General features: G+C 64.9%; 18 protein-coding genes. 6 read left to right on the top strand and 12 right to left on the bottom strand.

What is annotated here, in order from left to right:
• Nucleotides 1-334: 334 nt before the first annotated feature.
• The 6 genes from E0702_RS09345 to E0702_RS09370 all read right to left on the bottom strand — a co-directional run bounded on the left by E0702_RS09345 (nt 335) and on the right by E0702_RS09370 (nt 8744).
• On the bottom strand, nt 335-1816 hold the full coding sequence (locus E0702_RS09345; protein WP_205741916.1) for a bifunctional 2-methylcitrate dehydratase/aconitate hydratase: 1482 nt from the start codon (nt 1814-1816) through the stop codon (nt 335-337).
• Nucleotides 1817-2009: 193 nt separating this feature from the next.
• Nucleotides 2010-3200, bottom strand: a complete 1191-nt coding sequence (gene prpF / locus E0702_RS09350) for a 2-methylaconitate cis-trans isomerase PrpF (RefSeq protein WP_132043145.1) — start codon at nt 3198-3200, stop codon at nt 2010-2012.
• A complete protein-coding gene (acnD, locus tag E0702_RS09355; RefSeq protein WP_132043147.1) occupies nt 3197-5821 on the bottom strand; it encodes a Fe/S-dependent 2-methylisocitrate dehydratase AcnD in 2625 nt (874 codons plus the stop codon). Before acnD ends, prpF begins: the two co-directional genes overlap by 4 nt.
• A gap of 90 nt (nt 5822-5911) precedes the next feature.
• Nucleotides 5912-7039, bottom strand: coding sequence for a bifunctional 2-methylcitrate synthase/citrate synthase (gene prpC / locus E0702_RS09360; RefSeq protein WP_132043148.1), 1128 nt, complete (start codon nt 7037-7039; stop codon nt 5912-5914).
• Between the two features lie 56 nt (nt 7040-7095).
• On the bottom strand, nt 7096-8001 hold the full coding sequence (prpB, locus tag E0702_RS09365; RefSeq protein ID WP_132043150.1) for a methylisocitrate lyase: 906 nt from the start codon (nt 7999-8001) through the stop codon (nt 7096-7098).
• A 32-nt stretch (nt 8002-8033) separates the two neighbouring features.
• Entirely contained in the window at nt 8034-8744 is a 711-nt protein-coding gene (locus E0702_RS09370) for a GntR family transcriptional regulator (RefSeq protein ID WP_132043152.1), read from the bottom strand.
• Nucleotides 8745-8970: 226 nt separating this feature from the next.
• On the opposite strand from E0702_RS09370, the gene pabB reads away from it, so the two are divergent.
• Both pabB and E0702_RS09380 read left to right on the top strand, forming a co-directional pair.
• Nucleotides 8971-10347 (top strand): aminodeoxychorismate synthase component I, encoded by a 1377-nt coding sequence (gene pabB, locus E0702_RS09375; RefSeq protein ID WP_132043154.1) that lies wholly within the window; start codon nt 8971-8973, stop codon nt 10345-10347.
• Between the two features lie 108 nt (nt 10348-10455).
• Nucleotides 10456-11076, top strand: a complete 621-nt coding sequence (locus E0702_RS09380; protein ID WP_132043156.1) for a phosphoadenosine phosphosulfate reductase domain-containing protein — start codon at nt 10456-10458, stop codon at nt 11074-11076.
• Nucleotides 11077-11131: 55 nt separating this feature from the next.
• Here E0702_RS09380 and cysB read toward each other — a convergent pair whose 3' ends face one another.
• Complete coding sequence (gene cysB, locus E0702_RS09385) at nt 11132-12103, bottom strand: HTH-type transcriptional regulator CysB (RefSeq protein ID WP_132043158.1); 972 nt, start codon at nt 12101-12103, stop codon at nt 11132-11134.
• A 240-nt stretch (nt 12104-12343) separates the two neighbouring features.
• On the opposite strand from cysB, the gene trxA reads away from it, so the two are divergent.
• Nucleotides 12344-12667, top strand: a complete 324-nt coding sequence (gene trxA / locus E0702_RS09390) for a thioredoxin (RefSeq protein WP_132043160.1) — start codon at nt 12344-12346, stop codon at nt 12665-12667.
• A gap of 78 nt (nt 12668-12745) precedes the next feature.
• Here the strand turns inward: trxA and E0702_RS09395 are convergent, their stop codons facing one another.
• Both E0702_RS09395 and serS read right to left on the bottom strand, forming a co-directional pair.
• Nucleotides 12746-13840 (bottom strand): AI-2E family transporter, encoded by a 1095-nt coding sequence (locus E0702_RS09395; RefSeq protein WP_132043162.1) that lies wholly within the window; start codon nt 13838-13840, stop codon nt 12746-12748.
• Between the two features lie 143 nt (nt 13841-13983).
• Nucleotides 13984-15261 (bottom strand): serine--tRNA ligase, encoded by a 1278-nt coding sequence (gene serS / locus E0702_RS09400; RefSeq protein WP_132043164.1) that lies wholly within the window; start codon nt 15259-15261, stop codon nt 13984-13986.
• Between the two features lie 179 nt (nt 15262-15440).
• Between serS and E0702_RS09405 the strand changes: the two genes are divergently transcribed.
• The 3 genes from E0702_RS09405 to E0702_RS09415 all read left to right on the top strand — a co-directional run bounded on the left by E0702_RS09405 (nt 15441) and on the right by E0702_RS09415 (nt 22894).
• Entirely contained in the window at nt 15441-18767 is a 3327-nt protein-coding gene (locus tag E0702_RS09405) for an FAD-binding and (Fe-S)-binding domain-containing protein (RefSeq protein WP_132043166.1), read from the top strand.
• A gap of 40 nt (nt 18768-18807) precedes the next feature.
• Complete coding sequence (locus E0702_RS09410; protein ID WP_132043168.1) at nt 18808-20607, top strand: cation:proton antiporter; 1800 nt, start codon at nt 18808-18810, stop codon at nt 20605-20607.
• 211 nt (nt 20608-20818) lie between these two features.
• The gene (locus E0702_RS09415) at nt 20819-22894 is read left to right on the top strand and encodes a TonB-dependent receptor family protein (protein WP_132043170.1); all 2076 of its coding nucleotides are present in this window, start codon (nt 20819-20821) and stop codon (nt 22892-22894) included.
• 173 nt (nt 22895-23067) lie between these two features.
• On the opposite strand, the gene trpC is transcribed toward E0702_RS09415, so the two are convergent.
• From trpC to E0702_RS09430, 3 genes are read right to left on the bottom strand one after another with little or no spacing between them, the layout of a single operon-like run.
• Nucleotides 23068-23877, bottom strand: a complete 810-nt coding sequence (trpC, locus tag E0702_RS09420; RefSeq protein ID WP_132043172.1) for an indole-3-glycerol phosphate synthase TrpC — start codon at nt 23875-23877, stop codon at nt 23068-23070.
• A 26-nt stretch (nt 23878-23903) separates the two neighbouring features.
• On the bottom strand, nt 23904-24923 hold the full coding sequence (trpD, locus tag E0702_RS09425) for an anthranilate phosphoribosyltransferase (protein WP_132043330.1): 1020 nt from the start codon (nt 24921-24923) through the stop codon (nt 23904-23906).
• A 16-nt stretch (nt 24924-24939) separates the two neighbouring features.
• Nucleotides 24940-25548 carry an anthranilate synthase component II gene (locus E0702_RS09430; protein WP_132043174.1) on the bottom strand — a complete coding sequence of 203 codons (609 nt, stop codon included), beginning with the start codon at nt 25546-25548 and terminating at the stop codon, nt 24940-24942.

Here is a 25548-nt window from a genome sequence, read left to right on the forward strand (position 1 = left end):
AGGCCTTGAGGCCGCCGTCACGAGTGGCGCACATTCTAGCGAATCTGCCGCGACTGTCAACCGGTATTTTTCGACACCTTCCGAAAAACCCATTGCAGAACAGTCACTTCTGCCACATTCACCGCCGGTAACGTTTGTCCGTTGCCGGCAGAGGATGCGTACTTTACGGCTTTCCCGGCGGGTCCGCAAGCCCTTTCGGAAAAAATTCGAGTTCATCAAAATTCGACGTAGATACGCCACAACATGCACTTCGACACTACTTCGTCACTCCTCTGCCTTGCCAGAGGGGCGGGGCCATGCCTGGCACTCGAGCCCATGGCCCCTCCCCCCACCGTCAGATCACCAGGAGATCCATGAAGCGATGAACCGGTGTCGCCTCCAGGCCCTGCTGGTCCTGACAGAGCGTGACTATCCTCTCGCTGCGTGCCCGCGGGAAGCGCGTCTCGAGATTGCGCCGGAACTTCTCTTCCAGCACCGGAATTCCCTCCTTGCGACGCCGGCGATGGCCGATGGGATACTCCACCGCGACCTGCTCGGTAGAGGTGCCGTCGGTAAAGAAGACCTGAATGGCATTGGCGATGGAGCGCTTTTCGGGGTCCAGATAGTCACGGGTATAACGAGGCTCCTCCACGACCTCCATCTTGCCACGCAGCGTGTCGATCTCGGGATGCGCAACATGAAAGTCATCCTCGTAGTGCTCCGCGTTCAGCTCTCCAAGCATCAGGGGCACGGCCACCATGTACTGCAGACAGTGGTCTCGATCCGCCGGGTTGGCCAGGTCGCCCTCCTTGGAGATGATGCGAATCGCCGACTCGTGAGTGGTGATCACGATTCGCTCGACCTCATCGAGCCGCCCCTTGATCATGGGATGCAGGGTCACCGCCGCCTCGCAGGCGGTCTGGGCATGGAACTCGGCCGGGAAGGAGAGCTTGAAGAGGATATTCTCCATCACGTAGCTGCCGAACTCGCGCTGAAAGCGGAAGCGCCGCTCCTCATCGGGCTTGGTGGCCAGATCACGATTGGTGTGACTGAACAGCACATCATAGAACCCCCACTGGGAGGCGGTGAGTGCCCCGGGGATACCCATCTCGCCGCGCAGGGCGATATCCGCCAGGCGTACCGCCCGGGAAGTGGCATCCCCCGCCGCCCAGCTCTTGCGTGAACCGGCGTTGGGAGCGTGTCTGTAGGTACGCAGGCTCTGGCCATCCACCCAGGCATGGGAGAGCGCCGCGAGCAGCTGCTCACGGTCGGCCCCGAGCAGCCGGGCCGCTACCGCCGTGGAGGCTACCTTGACCAGCACCACATGATCGAGCCCCACCCGATTGAAGGAGTTCTCCAGCGCCAGCACGCCCTGAATCTCGTGAGCCATGATCATCGCTTCGAGAACGTCTCGCATCACCAGCGGCGCCTCGCCCTGGGCCACGCGTTTCTGGGACAGGTGGTCGGCCACGGCAAGGATGGCCCCCAGGTTGTCGGAAGGGTGCCCCCACTCTGCCGCCAGCCAGGTGTCGTTGTAATCGAGCCAGCGCACGATCGCCCCGATGTCCCAGGCCGCCTTGACGGGGTCGAGCCGGAAGGAAGTGCCCGGCACTCTGGCCCCGTGAGGCACCACGGTTCCTTCCACCAGGGGTCCGAGGTGCTTGGTACACTCGGGAAAGCGCAGCGCCAGCAATCCGCAGCCCAGGGTGTCCATCAGGCAGAGCCTGGCCGTATCCCAGGCTTCGTCGCTTGCGATGCGATAGTTCAGAACATAGTCGGCGATCTTCTGCAGCTCGGCGTCATAGTCAGGCCGCACATTGGCTTCCACGGTACTCATGATCATCTCCTGCCGTCGCTTGAACCCCTACCCTACCATGACCATAGAAAACGCCCCGGATCCTGTCTTGAACTGGGATCCGGGGCGTTGGGTGCTGCCTCCTCGTGAAGTGCCGCCCCATCGGCCATCGCTGCCCTATCGACTATGTCAGACGATGGCCTGGCGACGGGGTGGCACCTCGATCAAGGCTATACTAGAAGCTGTCACCGGGCACGCGCACCCACCCCTCCATCAGCACCCGGGCGCTGCGGCTCATCACCGCCTCGTCGATGACCCAGCGACCCTCCACCAGGCTCGCCTCGGCCCCCACCCGCAGAGTGCCCGAGGGGTGCCCGAAGGTGACAGCGCGGCGCTTGCCGCCGCCTGCGGCCAGATTGACCAGGGTGCCCTCGATGGCGGCGGCCGAGGCGATCGCCACCGCCGCGGTTCCCATCATGGCGTGATGCAGCTTGCCCATGGAGAGGGCACGCACCACCAGGTCGATCTCGCCGGCCTCGACCCGCTTGCCGCTGGAGGCGACGTAGTCGCTCGGCGGCGCCACGAAGGCCACCTTGGGGGTGTGCTGACGGGACGCCGCCTCGCCGACGTCGCTGATCAGCCCCATCTTCACCGCCCCATGAGCGCGAATGGTTTCGAACATTGCCAGCGCATCGGCATCGCCGTTGATCGCCTCCTGGAGCTCGGTACCGGTGTAGCCGAGCTCGGCGGCATTGACGAAGATGGTCGGAATACCGGCGTTGATCAGCGTTGCCTTGAGCGTACCCCCCTTCACCACGTCGGGCGGCACCTCGAGGTCATCGACCAGGTTACCGGTGGGGAAGATGGCTCCCTCGCCGTCGGCCGGGTCCTTGAAGGCCACCGGAACCTCGGCGGCCGGAAAGGTCACGCCATCCAGCTCGAAGTCACCGGACTCCTGAACCTGGCCATCGCGGATCGGCACCCGAGAGACGATCGTCTTGCCGATATTGGCCTGCCAGATGCGCACCTCGACCTCGCCGTTTTCCGGGATGCGCGCCGGGTCCACCAGGCCATTGCCGATCGCGAAGGGCCCCACCGCCGCGGAAAGATTGCCGCAGTTACCGCTCCAGTCGACGAAGGCCTTGTCGATGGAGACCTGGCCGAACAGGTAGTCAACGTCGTGGCCGGGGCGCTCGCTGCGACTCACGATCACCGTCTTGCTGGTGCTGGAGGTGGCGCCCCCCATGCCATCGATCTGCTTCTGGTAGGGGTCCGGACTACCGATCACCCTCATCAACAGGCGATCGCGCGCTTCACCCGCCACCTGCGCAGCCTCCGGCAGATCACACAGCCTGAAGAAGACCCCCTTGCTGGTGCCGCCACGCATATAAGTGGCGGGGATCCTGATCTGGGGTAACTGACTCATGCGCTCGCCACCTCCTCACTCCCTACCCCCTCCAGGAAGTCCTTGGCGAAGCGCTGCAGCACGCCCCCGGCGGAGTAGACGGTGACCTCCTCCGCGGTATCCAGACGGCAGATCACCGGGACCCGGTCGACCTCGCCGGTCTTGCGATGGATCACCAGCTCGAGGGTCGCCCCCGGTTCAGCCTTGCCTTCCACATCATAGGTCTCGGTGCCATCCAGCTGCAGGGTATGCCGGGTGGTCCCCTCCTGGAACTGCAGCGGCATCACGCCCATGCCGATCAGGTTGGTGCGGTGGATGCGCTCGAAGCCCTCGGCGGCAATCGCTTCGACCCCGGCCAGGGCCACGCCCTTGGCCGCCCAGTCACGCGAGGAGCCCTGGCCATAGTCGGCACCGGCGATGATGATCAGCGGCTGCTTGCGATTCATGTAGGTCTCGATGGCCTCCCACATGCGCATCACTTCACCTTCCGGCTCGACCCGCGCCAGCGAGCCCTGCACCACCTCGCCGCTCTCGTCCCGCACCATTTCGTTGAACAGCTTGGGATTGGCCAGGGTGGCCCGCTGGGCCGTGAGGTGGTCGCCACGATGGGTCGCGTAGGAGTTGAAGTCCTCCTCGGGCAGGCCCATCTTGTGCAGATACTCCCCGGCGGCGCTATCCATCATGATGGCATTGGACGGCGACAGATGGTCGGTCGTGATGTTGTCCGGCAGGATCGCCAGCGGCCGCATGCCCTTGAGCTCGCGCTCCGCCGCCATGGTGCCTTCCCAGTAAGGGGGGCGACGAATATAGGTGCTCTGCGGACGCCAGTCGTAAAGCGGGCTCTCGGCCTTCTCGGCGGCGTCCAGGTCGAACATCGGGATATAGACCTGCTTGAACTGCTCCGGCTTGACGTGCTCGGCGACAATGGCATCGATCTCCTCGTCGGAGGGCCACAGGTCCTTGAGCGTCACCGGGTTGCCGTCCGCGTCGGTACCAAGCACATCCTTCTCGATATCGAAGCGCACGGTACCGGCGATGGCGTAGGCAACCACCAGCGGCGGCGAGGCCAGGAAGGCCTGCTTGGCGTAGGGGTGAATGCGGCCATCGAAGTTGCGGTTACCGGAGAGCACCGCGGTGGAGTAGAGATCACGATCGATGATCTCCTGCTGGATCTCGGGATCCAGGGCGCCGGACATGCCGTTACAGGTGGTGCAGGCGTAGGCAACGATGCCGAAACCGAGCTTCTCCAGCTCCGGAAGCAGACCGGCCTCCTCAAGATAGAGGCGCGCCACTTTTGATCCCGGGGCAAATGAGGACTTCACCCAGGGCTTGCGAATCAGGCCGAGCTCATTGGCCTTCTTGGCCAGCAGCCCCGCGGCGACCACGTTGCGTGGGTTTGAGGTGTTGGTACAGCTGGTGATGGCGGCGATGATCACCGCACCATCCGGCAGCTTGCCCTCTCTCTCCTCCGCCAGGGCCTTGTCGTAGTCGACCGCAATGCCACGCTTCTCCAGATCGCTGGTGGCCAGGCGACGATGCGGATTGGAGGGACCCGCCAGGTTGCGCTCGACGGTGGAGAGATCGAAGGTCAGCACGCGCTCGTACTTGGCACTCTCCAGGCTGTCGGCCCACAGGCCAACCTGCTTGGCATAGGTCTCGACCAACGCGACCTGCTCCGGCTCGCGGCCGGTGATGGTCAGGTAGTCGAGCGTCTGCTCATCGATATAGAACATCCCCGCGGAGGCGCCATACTCCGGCGTCATGTTGGAGATGGTGGCACGGTCGCCGATGGTCAGGCTCCTGGCCCCTTCGCCGAAGAACTCCAGGTAGGCCCCCACCACCCGCTCCTTGCGCAGGAACTCGGTGATCGCCAGCACGATATCGGTGGCGGTGATCCCCGGCTGTCGCTTGCCGGTCAGCTCCACACCGACGATATCGGGCAGACGCATCATGGAGGGGCGCCCGAGCATCACGGTCTCGGCCTCGAGCCCGCCGACCCCGATGGCGATGACCCCCAGACAGTCGATATGCGGCGTGTGGCTATCGGTGCCCACACAGGTGTCGGGGAAGGCAACGCCATCCCGCGACTGCACCACCGGCGACATCTTCTCCAGATTGATCTGGTGCATGATGCCGTTGCCGGCGGGAATCACGTCGACGTTCTCGAAGGCGGTCTTGGTCCACTCGATAAAGTGGAAGCGGTCCTCGTTGCGACGATCCTCGATGGCGCGGTTCTTGTCGAAGGCATCCGCCTCGAAACCGGCGTGCTCGACGGCCAGGGAGTGGTCGACGATCAGCTGGGTGGGCACCACCGGGTTGACCTTGGAGGGATCGCCCCCCTGCTCCGCGATCGCATCCCTCAGGCCGGCCAGATCGACGAGGGCCGTCTGGCCGAGGATGTCGTGACACACCACACGCGCTGGGTACCAGGGAAAGTCCAGGTCACGGCGACGCTCGATCAGCTGCTTCAGGGCGTCGGTCAACAGCGCCGGCTCGCAGCGGCGCACCAGCTGCTCGGCCAGCACCCGTGAAGTGTAAGGAAGGGTCTCATAGGCACCGGGTTGAATCTCCTCGACGGCAGCACGCACATCGAAGTAGTCCAGCTCGGTACCGGGGAGCGGTTTACGATAATCAGTATTCATGGCTTCGAGATCTCTTGCAGACAGCTGGCCGCGAGGCGGGAAAAGGCGACAGGACGGCTCGAGGAGCCGCCCTGCAATGCCCCTGGTCGATCAGTCACGCTGCTCGATGGGCACCCACTCGCTGTGTTCCGGGCCCACATAGTCGGCGCTGGGACGAATGATGCGGTTGTTGGCACGCTGCTCGAAGACATGCGCGGCCCAGCCGGTCACCCGCGACATCACGAAGATCGGGGTAAACAGCTTGGTGGGGATATCCATGAAGTGATAGGCGCTGGCATGGAAGAAGTCGGCGTTGCAGAACAGCTTCTTCTCGCGCCACATTACCGCCTCGACACGCTCGGAGACCGGGTAGAGCACGCTGTCACCGACGTCCTCGGAGAGCTTCTTCGACCACTCCTTGATGATGGCATTGCGCGGATCGGACTCGCGATAGATCGCGTGACCGAAGCCCATGATCTTGTCCTTGCGCTCGAGCATGCCGAGGATTTCGCGCTCGGCCTCATCCGGCGACTGCCAGTTCTCGATCATCGCCATGGCGGCCTCGTTGGCACCGCCATGCAGCGGACCCCGCAGGGAGCCAATGGCACCGGTCACGCAGGAGTGCATGTCGGAGAGCGTGGAGGCGCAGACGCGAGCGGTAAAGGTCGAGGCATTGAACTCGTGCTCGGCATAGAGAATCAGCGAAACGTTCATGACCCGGGCATGCAGCTCGGAGGCCGGCTCGCCCCGCAGCATATGCAGGAAGTGTCCGCCGATGGAGGCATCATCGGTCTCGGTCTCGATGCGCACCCCGTCGTGGCTGAAGCGGTACCAGTAGCAGATGATCGAGGGCAGGACGGCGAGCAGACGGTCGGCGACATCCTGCTGCTCGTCAAAGCTCTGCTCGGTCTCGAGGTTGCCCAGCATGGAAGCGCCGGTGCGCATCACGTCCATGGGGTGGGCATCCCTGGGGATCTGCTCGAGCACGCTCTTGAGTTCGGCAGGCAGGCCGCGAAGCCCCTTGAGCTTGGTGATATAGGCGTCGAGCTCGGCCTGGTTGGGCAGCTTGCCCTTGAGCAGCAGGTAGGCCACCTCCTCGAACTTCGCCTTCTCGGCCAGCTCCTTGACGTCGTAGCCACGGTAGGTCAAGCCGGAGCCGGTCTTGCCCACGGTGCACAGGGCGGTGGTGCCGGCACTCTGGCCGCGCAGGCCTGCGCCGCTGACGGGTTTATCAGCCATGTTATCTCTCCTCTTGATGGTGTATCCGTGGTGCTGTTTCCAGTGCGGCATGCGCCTCAGGCGTCGCTGCCCTTCTCTTCAAGCTGACTCTCCGCGAACAGGGCATCGAGCTTCCGCTCGAAGCTGTGGTAGTTGAGGAAGTCGTAGAGCTCATCGCGGGTCTGCATCATGTCGACCACATCACGCTGATGGCCATTGTCATGGATGCTCTGATAGACCTTGAGCGCCGCCGCATTCATGGCACGGAAGGCGGACAGCGGATAGAGCACCATGCGGCAGCCCACCTCGGCGAGCTCCTGCTGGGAAAACAGCGGCGTGGCACCGAACTCGGTGATATTGGCCAGAATCGGCGCATCGACGCGCTCACAGAAGGCCTTGTAGTCGTCGAGGGTGTGAACCGCCTCGGCGAAGATGGCATCGGCACCCGCCTCGATGCACGCCTGGGCGCGCTCGATGGCGGCATCCAGCCCATCCTTCTGGAAGGCATCGGTACGCGCAATCAGATAGAAATCCGGTTCGATACGCGCGTCGGCGGCGGCCTTGACGCGGTCCACCATCTCCTGCTGGGAGACGATCGCCTTGTTGGGGCGGTGACCGCAGCGCTTCTGGGCCACCTGATCCTCCAGATGGACCGCCGCCACGCCGGCGCGCTGCATCTCCTTGACGGTGCGCGCGATATTGAAGGCGCCGCCCCAGCCAGTATCGATGTCCACCAGCAGCGGCAGGTCGGTGGCACCACAGATGCGGTGAGCATCCTCAACCACGTCGTTCATGGTCGTCATGCCCAGGTCCGGCAGGCCGAAGGAGGCATTGGCCACGCCGCCGCCGGAAAGATAGATGGCCTGATGGCCTACACGCTCGGCCATCATGGCCGTGTAGGCATTGATGGTACCGACGATGGGGAGAGGGCGGTTGGCCTCGAGAGCGGCACGAAAGCGAGCGCCGGGGGTCTGCTGGGTCATGGTGTTTCTCCTGGTGATATCGGGAAGATGGGTCAGGCCGGGGAGTCTTCCGACTCCCTCAGGGACGCGGCGTAGCGATCGACGACATTGGCCCGGGAAGCACTGACGTGACGGCGCATCAGTAGCTCGGCAAGCTCGGCGTCACCGGCCTCGATGGCATCGACGATGCGGTGATGCTCGACGAAGGCACGCTGGGGGCGCGACCCACTGGCGCTGAACTGGGTGCGATAGAGCCGCACCAGGTAGTAGAGGTCATCGCAGAGCATGGTCACCAGCATGCGATTGTGGCTGCCCTGGACAATGCGATAGTGGAAGTCCAGGTCACCCTCGCGCTGGAAGTAGGCCTCCCCCTTCTTGAGGTCGGCCTGGCGTTCATGCAGCGCCAGCACCTCACGCAGGCCGGCAATTTCCTCGGCGGTCATGTGCTCCGCCGCCAGGCGGGCGGCCATGCTCTCGAGGGCCTCGCGGACATCGAACAGTTCAAGCAGCTCCTGTATGGAGAGCTTCACCACCCTCGCGCCAACATGAGGGACGCGCTCGATCAGCCGGTGGGCTTCCAGCCGGCGCATCGCCTCGCGCAGCGGCCCGCGAGAGATGCCATAGGTCCTGGACAGCCCCGGCTCGGTAATCTTGCTGCCCGGCACCAGCTCGCCACGCACGATGGCGTCCTGCAGCTGCTGGAAGACCCGTTCGGCGAGAGTGCGAACTTCGGGGCTAGGTGATTCGGCTTCGACTGGCTTCATGATGATTGTCGACAATTCTTGAGTGAAGAAAGAGTAGCCATTGCCGGACTTCGGGTCAACACGGCGTCATGGGCGAGTGATACGTCTTTGGTTGTAGACATTTTCCCCTTCTCGCTTCGAGATGTCGACAATGTTGTCGGCCACATAGAGACCAATGGTGCATATCGACGAGGACAACGACGTTTTCGACGCCTAGAATGGGCTCCCCGATTGCATAGGCCCTGCGATGACCGCCCAGCTCCAGATCACGCCTCACCCCTACCGGCCCACCCCGCTATCCGCCTTCGCCCGCCTGCGCCGAAGGCCGGGGGCCGTGCTGCTGGACAGTGGTCGACCAGAGGCCCCGGGCGGCCGCTACGACATTCTGTCGAGCGACCCGCTGGCGGTGCTGACGGTGGATGAGTCAGGCCGGGTGGAGGGCGTGCCAGAGCTTCGGGACCTGGCTCCCTTTGACGCCCAGCAGGCCCTGCTCGAGGGCCTGAACGAGAGCATGACGGTACCGGAGAGCGAGCTGCCCTTCCTGGGTGGGCTGATCGGCTACTGGAGCTACGACCTCGGCTACTATCTGGAGCGAGTGGGGAAGCGTGCCCGCCGTGTCGTGACGCTGCCTGACAGCCGGGTCGGCCTCTACGACTGGGCATTGATCCAGGATCATGAGCGTAGAGAGGCCTGGCTGGTGGCCACCCCGGAGCGTCGCCAACAGGCACTCGAGTGGCTGAACGCCGCCCCCGCACCGGAGGCCCCCTTTCAGCTGACGGCCTCCTTTGCTGCCGAGCTCGACCGCGACGCCTATCTGGCACGCTTCGACGCCGTGCAGCACTATATTCGTGCCGGCGACTGCTATCAGGTCAACCTGGCCCAACGCTTCAGCGCTCCCTACCGGGGCGAGCTGTGGAGCGCCTACCGGCGCCTGCGCAAGGCGACACCGACGCCCTTCGCCGGCTTCATGGCCTGGCCCTCCGCCAATGGTGAGCAGGCGATACTCTCGCTCTCCCCGGAGCGCTTCCTTGAGTGCCGCAACGACCATGTGGAGACCCGCCCAATCAAGGGAACACGCCCACGCGGCGACACCCCGACAAGCGACGCCCGCCTGGCCGCCGAGCTTAAGCAAAGCCGCAAGGATCGCGCCGAAAATGTGATGATCGTCGATCTGCTGCGCAACGACCTGGGCCGCCGCTGCCGCCCCGGTACGGTGCGGGTACCTCAGCTCTGTGGCCTGGAGAGCTACGTCAATGTTCACCATCTGGTCAGCGTGGTCACCGGCACGCTTGCCGACGGATGCACGCCGCTGGACCTGCTAGCCGCCGCCTTCCCCGGCGGCTCCATCACCGGCGCCCCCAAGGTGCGTGCCATGCAGATCATCGACGAACTCGAACCCAGCCGGCGCAGCGTCTACTGCGGCAGCCTCGGCTACGTGGATACTCGGGGGCGGATGGACACCTCCATCGCCATTCGCACCGCTGTGGCGGACGGCGACCGCGTGCACCTCTGGGGCGGTGGGGGCCTGGTGGCCGACTCGGAGGGTGAAGCCGAATATCAGGAGACCTGGGACAAGATCCATCACCTGATGGCGGCGCTCGCTACAGAAGGCAACAAAGAATAAGAAAACAAACTCTTATTCTTAAATGATAATAACAACGCAAGAAATCGGTATTGGGCGAACGCCTTGCGGTTCGGCTAGGGTGGTCGACATACGTATCAGGAGCCCCCCATGATCGAGACCCTCGACATCATCAACCGCGACCTCGGCCAGGACCCGGAAGCGCTTATCCGCTGGGCCCTCGACCAGGGCAGCCAGCCGATCTGCACCACCAACTTCCGTCCCTTCGAGGCGGTGATCCTGCATATGGTGGCCAGTCAGCGACCCGACATCCCGGTGGTCTGGATGGACCATGGCTACAATACCGAGGCCACCTACCGCTTCGCCGACGCCTTGGTTCGCCGCCTCGACCTAAACCTGATCAGCTTTCTGCCAATCCGCACCCGCGCTCACCGCGAAGCGCTGGAGGGTCCCTTCCCCGGCATCGATGATCCGCGTCATGAAGTCTTTACCCAGGAGGTGAAGATCGAGCCCTTCGAGCGTGCCCTCGCGCAGATGGCACCGGACGTCTGGTTCACCGCCCTACGTGCCGAGGACACTCCGCAACGTTCCCGCATGGCTCCGGTCAGCCGCAACGCCGATGGCCTGCTGAAGGTAGCGCCCTTGCTGCACTGGACGGCGAAGGAGCTCCACGCCTACCTCCAGCGTCACGACCTGCCCAACGAGTTCGACTATTTCGACCCCACCAAGGTCGAGGCCAAGCGCGAGTGCGGGCTACACCTGCAGCACTGAGTCCGCCGAATGCACGATGGTCGCCTTCGCCGATACATCGAGCTCCCGCAGGCGCCTAGCGCAGCGGTAGTTCGATACCCTCGAAGAGACCGCGCTCATGACGCGGCCCGGCGGCCAGGGCGGCATCCACGGTATCGCGATCCAGGTGAGGCGCGAAACCCTGCAGGAAGTCATACATGTAGCCGCGCATGAAGGTACCGCGGCGAATGCCGATCTTGGTGGTGGAGCTCGCGAACAGGTGGCTGGCGTCCAGCGCCACCAGGTCGGTATCCTGCTCGGGATCCACTGCCATGCCGGCAACGATCCCTACCCCCATCCCCAACCGGACATAGGTCTTGATCACGTCGGCATCGGCGGCGGTCAACACCACATTGGGAGTAAGCCCCTGTTCGCGGAAGGCGTCATCGAGCTGGGAGCGGCCGGTAAAGCCAAACACGTAGGTGACCAGCGGATGGCGTGCGATGGCCTCCAGGGTCAGCTCCTTCTCCTCCGCCAGCGGATGGCCCTGGGGCACCAGGATGCAGCGGTTCCAGCGATAACAGGGGAGCAGTACCAGATCGTTGAATAGCCCCAGGGATTCGGTGGCGATGGCGAAGTCGGCCTGACCATCGCTGACCATCTGGGCGATCTGCTTGGGCGTACCCTGCTGCATATGCAGGGCCACGTCGGGGTACTGGCGGGTAAACTCCCGGATCACCGGCGGCAAGGCATAGCGCGCCTGGGTATGGGTGGTGGCCACCGACAGGCTGCCGCGGCGCTCGTCGCTGAACTCCTGGGCCACCTCCTTGATGTTCTCGGTAAGGCGCAACACCTCACCGGCAAGCTCCACGATGGCCTGGCCGGCAGGAGTCACTCGCGTCAGATGCTTGCCGCTGCGAGCAAAGATCTCGACCCCCAGCTCGTCCTCGAGCAGACGGACCTGCTTGGAGATGCCAGGCTGCGAGGTAAACAGACTCTGAGCGGTGGCGGAGACATTGAGATTATGACGGGTCACTTCCCAGATATAGCGCAACTGTTGCAGCTTCATGACGACTCTCCCGTACCGCCCCATCCGCTGGAGGCGTCAAGGTATCAAAAAGGAATATAAAAAGAGATGTTAATTCATATCTAGCATATAATGCCAGACTTCGCACTAGTCGCCGATGCGCATTCTCGATTTGCCAGCACTCCAGTCGACCGCTAACATCGTCCGACCGGCTGGGTGACCCACACATGTCACCTGCCACCCCTGTCCGCTCGATGCAGCGCAACGAAACTGGAGAACCCCATGGCCAATAACGTCGATGTCACCAACGCCAACTTCGAGCAGGAAGTCCTCAAGGCCGAGACCCCGGTGCTGCTCAAGTTCTGGGCACCCTGGTGCGGTCCCTGCAAGGTGATGGCCCCGGTAGTCGACGAGGTCGCCGAGGAGCGCAGCGGCAACCTCAAGGTCGTCAGCATCAATGTCGACGACGCCCCCGAAATCGCCGCCGAGCAGGGCGTGCGCGGCGTTCCCACCGTGATGCTGTTCAAGTCCGGCACCAAGATCGCCTCGCTGGTTGGTGCGCAGTCCAAGTCCCAGCTCAGCCAGTTCATCGAACAGAACGCCTGAGCAGCAGCGTCCCGCCCGATACATCGCCCCGGCCCTGGCCGGGGCGATGTCGTTTTCGCCCTCTCTACTTCTGCCCTCTCACTCCTCGTCATGCCTGTTGGGCTGGAGCCTCTCCCTTACCCGTGAGGCCTCATTGCCAGGCCCCAGCAGATGCGCGATCCAGCGCGTCTCGGGGTGGCTGTCCAAGGCAATCTTCAGGGTCATGGTCAGCACCACCGACAGCAGCATCCCCACCGCCCCGAAGATCCAGCCCCAGACCACCAGCGACAGGAAGGCGATAAAGGTCGACAGGCCCAGCGCCTTGCCCATCATGCGCGGCTCGACGATATTGCCGAGCAGGAAGTTGATGCCGAGATAGGCCGCGGCGAGCAGCAGCGCATCGAACAGGCCCCCATCGGGAGAGACCACCAGCAGCAGCACCGGTGGCAGCGCCGCAATGGCCGAGCCGATATTGGGAATGTAGTTGAGCCCGAAGGCCAGCACCGCCCACAGCAGCGGAAAGTCCACCCCCACCAGCAGACAGGCGATCCAGACCAGCACCCCGGTTACCAGGCTGACCACCGTCTTCACCGCCAGGTACCGCTTGAGCCTCAGGCTGAACTCGTTGAAACGCTCAAGGCTCGCCGCGGGATTCTCCAGAGCCTGGGAGACCTTGTCGCGAAAACTGAGCGTCTCGAAGAGCAGAAACACCGCCAGCAGCCCCACGATCACACTCTGCATCAGCAGGTTGCCCACCTCGCCGATCAACGACGGGATCCACCCCCCCAGCTGCTCGGCATCCAGCAACTCCGCCAGGCGGTCGGTGTCGATGGCCAGCCCCAGTCGCGACAGGCCATCCAGCAGCCTCAGATAGTAGTCGTAGAGCTTCTGTTCGATGTCCGGCAGGGTGTCGACGAAGGTGCCGAAGCTGTTGACCAGCAGTCCTCCCAGTAGCAAGAACACGACACCGATCACCACCAGGGTCAGCCACACCGACAGGCGCAACCCCAGGCCGTGGCGATTGAGCCATAAGACCGGTGCCGTGCAGATCACCGCGATAAAGGCCGCCAGCAGCATGGGCACCAGCAGACTGGCCCCGGCCCGCATCCCGGCCACAATGACCACCAGTGCCGCCAGGGCCAACACCAGGTTCAGCGGTATGATGCCCGACGTATCGTCGTTAGCGTCTCGCATCCTTATCTCCCAAGCCATTGATGGTTTCCATCATGCCCCCTGGGCAATGCTTCAACAATCGACACCCCCCCTGACTTACACCTCAACAAAACGGCGAACCCCCGCCGGCGGCGGGGGTTCGGGAGGTGCTGGTGCCGAGCATCTTAGCGATTGATGCTCTCCTGGCCGCCCATGTAGGGTCGCAGTACCTCGGGCACGGTCACCGAACCGTCGGCCTGCTGGTAGTTCTCCAGCACTGCCACCAGGCAGCGGCCCACCGCCAGACCGGAGCCGTTGAGGGTATGCAGCAGCTGCGGTTTCTTCTGCTCGGGGTGACGGAAGCGCGCCTGCATGCGTCGTGCCTGGAAGTCCTCGCAGTTGGAGACCGAGGAGATCTCCCGGTAGGTCTCCTGGCTGGGAATCCACACCTCGAGGTCATAGGTCTTGGCGGCGCCAAAGCCCATGTCGCCGGTGCACAGCGTCACCACTCGGTAGGGCAGCTCGAGGGCCTGCAGGATCGCCTCGGCATGGCCCCGCATCTCCTCCAGCACCGCATAGCTCTGCTCGGGCATCACCAGCTGCACCATCTCCACCTTGTCGAACTGGTGCTGGCGAATCATCCCGCGCGTATCGCGCCCGTGAGAGCCCGCCTCGCTGCGAAAGCAGGGCGAGTGGGCGGCCAGTTTCAGCGGTAGCCTCTTGGCATCCAGGATCTCGTCCCGGGCGAAGTTGGTCAGCGGCACCTCGGCGGTGGGGATCAGGTGGTAGCCGCGCTCGTCGTCCAGCCGGAACAGATCCTCGCCGAACTTGGGCAGCTGACCGGTCCCCCGCAACGAGGCCTCGTTGACCATATAGGGTACATAGCACTCCTCGTAACCATGCTCCTGGGTCTGCTTGTCGAGCATGAACTGCGTCAGCGCTCGGTGCAGCCGAGCGATAGGCCCACGCATCACCGCAAACCGCGCCCCGGTGAGCTTGGCCGCCAGGTCAAAGTCGAGATCCCCCTTCAGCTCGCCCAGGTCGACATGGTCGCGTACCTCGAAATCGAACTCCCGAGGCTGGCCCCAACGATGCAGCTCGACATTGTCGCTCTCGTCGCCGCCTTCCGGGACGCTCTCATGGGGCAGGTTGGGAATGCCGCTCACCGCATCATCCCACTCGGCCTGGACCTCTGCCAGGCGTGCCTTGGCGCTATCCAGGCGCTCGCCCAGGTCACTGACCTCGTCGAGCAGCGGCTGAATATCCTCCCCCGATGCCTTGGCCTTGCCGATGGCCTTGGAGCGAGTGTTGCGCTCGTTCTGCAGCGACTCGGTCTCGGCCTGCAGCTCCCGGCGACGGGACTCCAGCGCCCCAAGGCGGTCGATATCCAGGGCAAAGCCCCGCTTGGCGAGTCGTTGGGCGACCGTCTCGAGGTCGCTGCGCAGCAGTTTGGGATCGAGCATGGCATCCGGTCCGTAGCAGTCGGTGATTGGGGTGTCGGCCGCAGGAAGCGGCGGCAGTAGCAGGCCGCCCATTGTAGGCAAAAGGCGGTAGGGGCGCCACGCGAACCGGGCAGCCGGGGTGCGCCTCGGAGCCCCGCGCGGTAGAGTAGAGACACCCTCGCCTGCCCTTGAAGATACCCATGATCGCACGACTGGATACCACCAACGCCGCCACCTCCCCTGGAGTCGCCACGCCCTATCTCCGTTTCCTCGAGGCCCTGAAGGTGGCCGGTTTCGAGGGCGAGGTCGCCCCCGACTATGCCGATCGCACGGTGCTCGCCACCGATAACTCCATCTACCAGCGTCTGCCCCAGGCGGTGCTCTATCCCCGCCACGGCGAGGACCTGCAGCGCATCGCCCACCTGGCGGGTCAGGTGGAGCATCGGCAGGTGGTCCTCACCCCGCGCGGCGGCGGCACCGGCACCAACGGTCAGTCGTTGACCGACGGCCTGGTGGTGGATGTCTCTCGGCACATGAACCGAATCCTCGATATCGACGTCGAGAACCGTCGGGTGCGGGTCCAGGCCGGGGTGGTCAAGGACCAGCTCAATGCGGCACTCAAGCCTTACGGGCTCTTCTTCGCCCCGGAGCTCTCCACCTCCAACCGCGCCACCATCGGCGGCATGATCGCCACCGACGCCAGCGGCCAGGGCAGCTGCGAGTACGGCAAGACCCGCGACCACGTGCTCGAGCTCGAGGTGCTGCTGCTGGGGGGCGAGCGGCTGGTGAGCCATCCGGTCGAGGAGCACGACCTCGAGTTGCTATGTGGCGGCGATACCGTCAGCGCCCGCGTCTACCGCACCGCCCGTGAGATCATCGACACCCAGGGCGAGCTGATCGCCGAGAAGTTTCCGCCTCTCAACCGCTGCCTGACCGGCTATGACCTGGCGCACCTGAGAGACGCCCGGGGGCGCCTCGACATGAACAGCCTGCTCTGCGGCTCCGAGGGCTCGCTGGGCCTCCTCGACGAGGCGGTGCTCAATGTGCTGCCGATTCCCGGACACTCGACCCTGGTCAATGTGCGCTACGCCACCTTCATGGACGCCCTGCGCGATGCTCAGACCCTCAAGAGCAGCGGAGGCGCTTCACAACCCCAGCCGCAGGCGCGTCCCACCTCCATCGAAACGGTGGATGACCGCGTCTTGATGCTGGCCATGGAGGATTTCGTCTGGGATAGCGTTGCGGAGTTCTTTCCGACCGGCGCTCCGGCGGCCGGCGACCCGGCGGCCGGCGACCCGGCGGCCGGCGACCCGGGAGCGGGAGCGGGAGACACCCCGGTGCGCGGCATCAACCTGGTGGAGTTCAACGACGATGACCCCGAACGCCTGAGCCAGCGCGTCGACGCCTTCTGCCGCCACCTGGAGGCGGACGGGGGCGTCGAGCGCCTGGGCTTCACCCTCGCCCGGGGGCGAGCAGAGATTCAGAAGGTCTACGCCATGCGCAAGCGGGCCGTGGGCCTGCTGGGCAATGCCAGGGTCGATGCCAAGGGCGAGAAGCGCCCCATCCCCTTCGTCGAGGACACCGCGGTGCCGCCGGAGCACCTCGCCGACTTTATCGCCGAATTTCGTGCCGCCCTGGATGCCCGGGGCCTCGAGTACGGCATGTTCGGCCATGTCGACGCCGGTGTGCTCCATGTGCGCCCCGCCATCGACATGAAGGACCCCGAGCAGGAGAAGCTGATCCGCGTGGTCTCCGACGAGGTGGCAGAGCTGACGAAGAAGTACGGCGGCCTGCTGTGGGGCGAGCACGGCAAGGGCGTTCGCTCGGAGTATGCACCGACCTTCTTTGGCGAGCTCTATCCCAGCCTGCAGCGGATCAAGGCCGCCTTCGACCCCCATAATCAGCTGAACCCCGGCAAGATCGCCACTCCGGTTTCTATTCGGCCCGAAAACGCGGATAGAGCTCCCCTGGCCGAAAATGACGCCCAGGCCAATCAGTCCAGCCCGGAAGGGGGCGAAGACGAGCAGACCGTCAAGTGGGTCGACCCTGGCCTGCTGACCATCGACGGTGTGACCACCCGCGGTCAGCTCGACCGCACCATCGACGAGCAGGCATGGCAGGCCCATGCCGCCACCGTCTACTGCAATGGCAATGGCGCCTGCTACAACTACGACCCCGACGACGCCATGTGCCCGTCGTGGAAGGCCACTCGCGACCGCATCCACTCCCCCAAGGGGCGTGCCAGCCTGATCCGCGAGTGGCTTCGCCTGCAGGGCGAGGCCGGCGTCGATCTCGTCGAGGAGACGCGTCGAAGGAGGGCCGAGGGCACCTGGAGCTTTATCAAGGGCTTCCCCCGGCGGCTCAGAAACACCCTGGCCAGGCGGCGCGGCGAGGCGGACTTCTCCCATGAGGTGTATGACGCCATGGCGGGCTGCCTGGCCTGCAAGTCCTGCGCCGGCCAGTGTCCAATCAAGGTCAATGTGCCCGACTCCCGCGCCCAGTTCCTGGAGGCCTATCACGGTCGCTACCTGCGTCCGCCGCGTGACTACCTGATCGGCGGCCTGGAGTTCATGGTTCCGACCCTGGCCCGCCTCGCTCCGCTTTACAATGCCGCCCTGGGCAATCGCCTGGTTGACCGCCTGCTGGCCGGCCCCATCGGCATGGTGGACAGCCCCCGGCTCTCCCGCGCCAGCCTTGCCAGGCAGCTGACGGCCTGGGGCGTCGCCGAGGCGACCCCCACCTCGCTCGGCCTGCTGACCGAGGCCCAGAAGGCACGCAGCGTGGTGATCGTCCAGGACGCCTTCACCAGCTATTTCGAGGCCAGGCTGGTCATGGATATCGTCGAGCTGTTGAGCCGGCTGGAGTTCCGTGTCTTCGTGGCCCCCTTCTCCCCCAATGGCAAGCCGCTCAATGTCCAGGGCTTTCTGGGCGCCTTCGAGCGCACCGCCGCCAGGCAGGCCGAGCGGCTCAGGATGCTGGCCGAGGCCGGGGTAGCCCTGGTGGGCATCGACCCGGCCATGACCCTCACCTATCGCCAGGAGTACGTGAAGGCCCTGGGTCCGAAGGCGGTGCCCGAGGTGCTGATGCTCCAGGAGTGGCTGGTGACCCAGGCCACCACTCTGGCCCGACGACTCGATCGTCCCGAGAGCGAATCGGATGCCCCCGGATACCGACTTCTTAGCCACTGCACCGAGAAGACCAACGCCCCGGGAAGCCCGAAAGCCTGGCAACAGGTCTTTGCCGCCTTCGGCCTGGAGCTGGAGCTTCTCGCCAGCGGCTGCTGCGGCATGTCCGGCACCTATGGCCACGAGGCTCGCAACCTGGAGACCTCCAGAGCCATCTACGCCCAGTCATGGCAGCCGGTGGTGGAGGATGACGCCAATACCGGGCGACTGCTGGCCACCGGCTACTCCTGTCGCAGCCAGGTAAAGCGGCTCTCCGAGACCGCCCTGCCCCACCCGCTACAGGCACTGCTGGCCGAGCTCAAGCGCCAGGGCTGCCACGCAGATAGCGCTAGCCATCGTTAGTCACTAATCTGCAGAGTGGAACCCAGCCAGGAGCCTCGCCATGGAAAGCCCCGCGGTATTGATCACGGGCATCGGCCTGCTGTCGCTGACCTGCCAGTGGCTGGCGTGGCGCCTCCGGGTCCCCGCCATCCTGCCGCTGCTGGTCACCGGCATCCTGATCGGACCGATAAGCGGTCTGCTCGACCCCGATGCCCTGCTGGGCAACCTACTCTTCCCGCTGGTCTCGCTGGCCGTGGCGGTGATCCTCTTCGAGGGCAGCCTTACCCTCAATCTGGGGGAGCTTCGCGGTCATGGCCATACGGTGCGGCGACTGGTCACCTGGGGAGCGCTGATCACCGCCCTGGTTAGTGCCCTGGCCGCTCACTGGCTGCTGGGGTTGCCCTGGGGCATGGCCAGCGTGCTCGGCGCCCTGCTGGTGGTCACCGGTCCCACGGTGGTGCTGCCCCTCCTCAAGACGCTACGCGCCAGGGAGTCGCTGAGCCAGATCCTGCGCTGGGAGGGCATACTGATCGACCCGGTTGGCGCCATCGGTGCCGTGCTGGTTTATGAGTACGTGGCAATCGGCTCCGCGGGCGACCCCTTTACCCATACCCTGGCGCTGTTCGGGATGACGCTCGCGATCGGCTTCGGCCTGGGCAGTGCAGGCGGCTACCTGTGGGGCCGGGTGCTGCGGCATCACTGGCTGCCACGCCAGCTGCACAGCTTCGGCACCCTGATGGTCATGCTGACGCTGTTCACCCTCTCCGACCAGCTGCTCCATGAGTCGGGGCTGCTTACCGTGACCGTGATGGGCGCCTGGCTGGCCAATATGAAGCGAGTTCCTACCGAGCCGATCATCGAGTTCAAGGAGACGCTCACCGTCCTGCTGATCTCGGGGCTCTTTATCCTGTTGGCCGCCCGCCTGCGCCTGGATCAGCTCGCCCTGCTCGGCTGGCCCGCCTGGGGGTATCTCGCCATCCTTATACTGGTAGCCCGCCCTCTGGCGGTGTGGTTCTGCACCCTGGGCAGCAATCTCGAGCTCAAGGAGAAGGCACTCCTGGCCTGGATCTCCCCCCGCGGCATCGTCGCCGCGGCCGTCGCCTCGCTGTTCGCCCTGAAGCTGGAGGAGCAGGGCGTGGAGGGTGCCGAGATGCTGGTGCCGGTCACCTTCCTGGTGATTATCACGACCGTGGTGATCCAGAGCCTGCTCTCACGCCCTATCGCCAGGGCCCTGGGGGTGATGACGCCACCGCCCAGCGGTTTTTTGATCCTGGGAGCCAACCCGGTGGCCCGCGCCATCGGCGCCGCTCTCATGCGTGCCGGTCTGCCGGTACGCCTGGCCGATACCGACTGGGAGGCGCTGGAGGCGGCGCGCATGGCGGGGTTGCCGGTCTACTACGGCAAGCCTCACTCCAAGCATGCCGAGACCCACCTGGAGCTGACCGGCCTGGGCCACTTCCTGCCGCTATCTCCCTACCGCGAAGCGAATGATCTGGCGGCGTTGCACTATGCCGAGCGGTTTGTCCCGGGCAGGGTATTTCGTCTGGAGACACGTCGCGAAAGCCAGGCCGAGCGCCAGCTCCCTCAGGACCTGGATATCCTGCCACGTCTGTTTGGCGAGAGGGTCAACTGGGCCGAGCTGGCCAGCCGCGTCGCCCGCGGCGCCGAGGTACGCGTGGCCCACCTGCATGAAGAGCACGACTTCGCCGCCTACCGCCGCGACCATGACGACCATCTGCAGGCGCTGTTCTGCATCGATGCCAGGGGGCATGTCCGCGTGGCCAGCGACCACGCCGACCTCGCCCCGGAGGCCGGTGAGACGGTCATCTGTCTGATCGACCCGGAGTCGCCGGCCTTCTGAACTGAAGTTGTCAGGCTTCGCCGAAACAGCTTCGTTACCACACAGCGAGACCCCAGGACGCGAGTCGCTTCTTTCCGGAAGCAGCGTGTAAAGCCGGATGCTCTTTCTCGCCGGCGAGAATAGCCGGGATCACTACACTGTGATCAGGCATCCCGTCTGCGGAAGACGCGCGCCAAGACCATAACAATCCGCAAGGAAGAGGAAAGGCGCCATGAAAAAGGAGATTCCACTGCTGATGTTGCTTGGAGGGGTCGCTGCCGTTTCGGCCTCTGCTCAAGAGAACAGCGAACGGGACAATAATGATCAGGCGAATCGGCAGCTCCCCACCATCACCATTCACGCACCACGACTGACACGTAGCCTCTATGACACCCCCTCTGCCGTCACGACCCTGACCCGAGAGGAGATCCAGCGGGGACAGCAAGGGGTGCGACTGGACGAGGCCCTGGACAGGGTGCCCGGGGTCTTCTTGCAGAACCGCGATAACTTCGCCCAGGGGCAACGCATCTCCAGTCGTGGTTTCGGTGCACGCGGGACCTTCGGGATCCGCGGCCTGCACATCCGCGTCGATGGCATTCCCTACACCCTGCCCGATGGCCAGGCTCAGATCGATGCGGTGGACCTCGACAGCGCAGAGCGCATCGAGGTGATTCGGGGCCCCTCCTCGGTGCTCTATGGCAACGCCGCCGGTGGGGTGATCGACATCACCACCGGTGACGGCAGCGAACTGTGCCGCTCGCCGGTGTTGCGCCTGCAGGGCGGCAGCGATGACTTCCGCAAGCTTTCGCTGCGCAACGGCGGCGAATCCGAAAACTGGGTCCATAGCGTCAGCGTCTCGGCGCTGGATTTCGATGGCTATCGGGAACAAAGCAAGGTGGAGAAACGCGTGCTCAATGCCAGGGTAGGCTACCGCCTGGATGCCGACCGGAGCCTCTCGGCGCTGGTCAATCTCCTCGACATGCCCACCGCCCAGGACCCCAGCGCCCTGACGCTGGGGGAGGTCGCCGAGGATCCACGCCAGGCCCGCGATATTGCCATCGAACTCGATTCGGGACAGAGCGTGGAACAGCAGCTGGTTGGGCTGCACTATGAGGACCTCGACGCCATGGGGGGAGAAATCAATGTCCGCGGCTTCATCAGCCGGCGGGACTTCGAGCAGCAACTCCCCTTCCCTGGCAGCAGCCTGATCGACTATCAACGGCACTACTATGGCGGCGGCGCCGGTTACACCGGAGCGGCCACCCTGGGTGACATGTCGCTGCGCCATGTCACCGGGATCGACCTGGCACGTCAGGAGGACGACCGTGGGCGCCGCTCGGTGGATGCGCTGGGCGATGTCACCGGTATCACCGCCGATGAGCAGCAGGACGCAACCTCCGCGGGTGTCTTCCTGCAGACGGAGCTGGGGGTGACCGAAACACTCGACCTGAGTGCCGGCGTCCGCCACGACCAGATCCGCATGACGATCGACGATCGTTTTGTCGATGACGGTCGCGACGACAGTGGCGAGCGCACCTTCCGCGAGTGGACCGGCAGCCTGGGACTGAGCTATCGCTACCACCCCGATCATCAGGTCTATGCCACGGTCGGCAACGCCTTCGAGACGCCGACCTTCACGGAGTTCGCGCGTGACGATGGGCGCGGTGGCTTCAACCCTGAGATCCAGCCTCAGAAGGCGCTGAACCGTGAGGTTGGCCTGCGAGGCATCTTCGGCAACGGACTGCGCTACGAGATGGTCGCCTTCTCGGTCGACGTCGACGACGAGTTGATCGGTTACGAGGCCACCGAAGGCAGGACCTACTACAAGAATGCCGGCAAGACCTCCCGCGACGGCATCGAGCTGGGCGTGGACTGGAGCTTCTCACTGGCCTGGCGACTTGCCAGCGCCCTAACCCTGGCCGACTACCGCTTCGACAGGTTCGACGACGGCAGCAACGACTTCAGCGACAACCGCCTCCCGGGGCAGCCGAGGCAGGTGTGGCAAAACGCCCTGACCTGGTACGGCAACGGGGACCGTTTCGCCAGCCTCGAGGCCCAGTACACCGGCGACTACTACGCCGACAACGCCAACGAGGTAACGATCGACGACCATTGGCTGTTCAATCTCAAGGCCGGCGACGGCTGGCGACTCGGCGATGGAGCTACCTACCTGAGCGCCAGCCTGGGCATCCGCAACCTGCTCGACGAGGCGTACTACGAGAATGTGCGCATCAATGCCTTCGGGGGGCGCTACTATGAACCCGCCGCGGGGCGCACCATCTCCGCCGGCCTGGAGCTGTCCTTCTAGGCGAGCTGTTCACCACCCGATGCACCAGCCCCTGTCCTCAGGGCGATAACGCACCGCTGAGAGCCCAGCCGGGTCCCCAGCGAGGGGGTCCTCCGGTGGAGCCGGCCTCCTGTTGTAGGAGCCGGTCCACTACTCTTGAGCAGCCTCGTCCCGCAGAGAGTTGCGAGTCACGTTCAGAAGAACAGTCCGCGCAGGGCCTCACCCGGGTCGGGCTGGCGCATGAAGGCCTCGCCGACGAGGAAGGCATTGACATCATGCTCGCGCATGCGCAGCACGTCGCCGGGGGTGTGAATGCCGGACTCGGTGACCACGGTGACGCCTTCGGGGATGCGCGGCAGCAGCTCGAGGGTGGTATCGAGGGTGGTGTCGAAGGTGTGCAGGTCGCGGTTGTTGATGCCCACCAGGCTGAGATCCAGCTTGAGGGCTCGCTCCAGCTCCAGGGCGTCGTGGACCTCCACCAGCACATCCATGCCCAGCTCCACCGCCTGCCGGTGAAGGTCAGCCATCTGCCTGTCCTCCAGGGCGGCAACGATCAGCAGAATGCAGTCGGCCCCGATGGCACGCGCCTCGCTCACCTGATAGCCGTGGGTGATGAAGTCCTTGCGAATCACCGGCAGCGAGCAGGCGTCGCGGGCCTCGATCAGGCAGTCCTCATGGCCCTGGAAGAAGTCGGCGTCGGTGAGCACCGAGAGGCAGGCGGCACCCCCCGCGGCGTAGCTGGCGGCAATCTCGCCGGGATGGAAGTCGTCGCGGATCACCCCCTTGGAGGGCGAGGCCTTCTTGATCTCGGCGATGATCGCCGGGTCACCCTCGGCGATGCGCCGCTCCAGCGCCGCCACGAAGCCCCGCGGAGAATCCTGCTCGGCGGCCAGACGCAGCAGCTCCGCCTCCGACACGGCGCGGGCACGCTCACGGACCTCTTCGTCCTTGCGCTGGAGAATTCGGGTCAGGATGGTAGGGGTCGCCCCCGGGGATACACTCATGTTTTGACTCCTGGGTGGGGGTACGCTTACTGCAGGAAGACGCGGGTGAAGTTGGCCAGCTCCTTGAGCTTCTCGAGGGGCAGCTTCGAGGCCTGGGCATCCTGGGCCAGGGCCACCCCCTCCTTCAGGCTGTCGGCCACATCGGCGGCATAGAGGGCCGCCCCGGCATTCAGCGACACGATATCGGCCGCCGGCCCCTCGCCTCTCAAGGCCTGCTCCACCAGGCGCAGGCTGTCCTCGGCGGTCGCGACCCGCAGCGAGTCGAGGGACTGCCGCTGGATACCGAGCTCTTCGGGGGTGATCACGTATTCGTGAATCTCGCCCTCCCTGAGCTCCGCCACCCGGGTCGGTCGGGCCAGGGAGATCTCGTCCAGGCCATCCTCGGCATGCACCACCAGCACATGGTGACTCCCCAGGCGGCGCAGCACCTCGGCCATCAGCGGCACCAGCTCCGGGGCATAGACCCCCAGCACCTGATTGGGAGCGCCGGCGGGGTTGGTCAACGGCCCCAGGATATTGAACAACGTACGCACCCCCATCTCGCGGCGCGGCACCACCGCATGGCGCATCGCCGGGTGGTGGTTGGGGGCGAACATGAAGCCCACGCCCACCTGCTCGATGCAGCGCGCCACCTGCTCGGCATCGAGGTCCAGATGGATCCCCGCCACGGCGAACAGGTCGGCACTGCCCGAGGAGGAGGAGACACCGCGGTTCCCGTGCTTGGCCACGTGGCCACCGGCGGCGGCCACCACGAAACTGGAGGCGGTGGAGACGTTGAACAGGTTGGCGCCGTCGCCACCGGTGCCGACGATATCGACCACGTGGTCCGCCTTGAGGTGGACCGGGCGCATCAGCTCGCGCATCACCTGGGCGGCGGCACTGATCTCCTCGGCGGTCTCGCCCTTCATGGCCATGCCCATCAAAAAGGCGGCGATCTGGGGGTCACTGACCTCACCGGTCATGATCTGGCGCATGACCTGGTGGGTCTGGTCGAAGTTGAGGTTCTCGCGGCGCATCAGGGCACCGAGGGCATCTCGCATCTGCATCATGGATCTCCTCGAATCAGGCACGGCCCAGCGGCACCTGGGGGTGACGCTTGAGAAAGTTGGCCAGCAGCTCATGGCCCTGGCGGGTCAGGATCGACTCGGGGTGGAACTGCACGCCTTCCACATCCAGCGCACGGTGGCGCAGGCCCATGATCAACCCGGGGGTAATATCATCGTCGGCGGTCCAGGCGGTGATCTCCAGGCAGTCAGGCAGTCCCTCACGCTCCACGGTCAGCGAGTGGTAGCGGGTGACGTCCAGCGGGTCATCGAGGCCGGCGAACACGCCCTGACCGGCATGACGGATGGCCGAGGTCTTGCCGTGCATCACCTCCGGAGCACGCACCACCCGGCCACCATAGACCTGGCCGATGGCCTGATGCCCCAGGCAGACGCCGAGTATCGGCAGCCTGCCGGCGAAGTGGCGGATGGCCTCCATGGAGATGCCCGCCTGATCGGGCGTGCAGGGCCCCGGGGAGATCACCAGGTGGGTCGGGGCCAAGGCCTCGATCTCGGCCAGGGTGATCGCATCGTTGCGGTGAGTCTCGACCTCGGCGCCCAGCTCGGCGAGATACTGCACCACGTTGAAGGTGAAACTGTCGTAATTGTCGATCATGCAGACTTTCAT

The organism is Halomonas marinisediminis (assembly GCF_004347715.1).
Taxonomy (GTDB): Bacteria; Pseudomonadota; Gammaproteobacteria; order Pseudomonadales; family Halomonadaceae; genus Halomonas; species Halomonas icarae.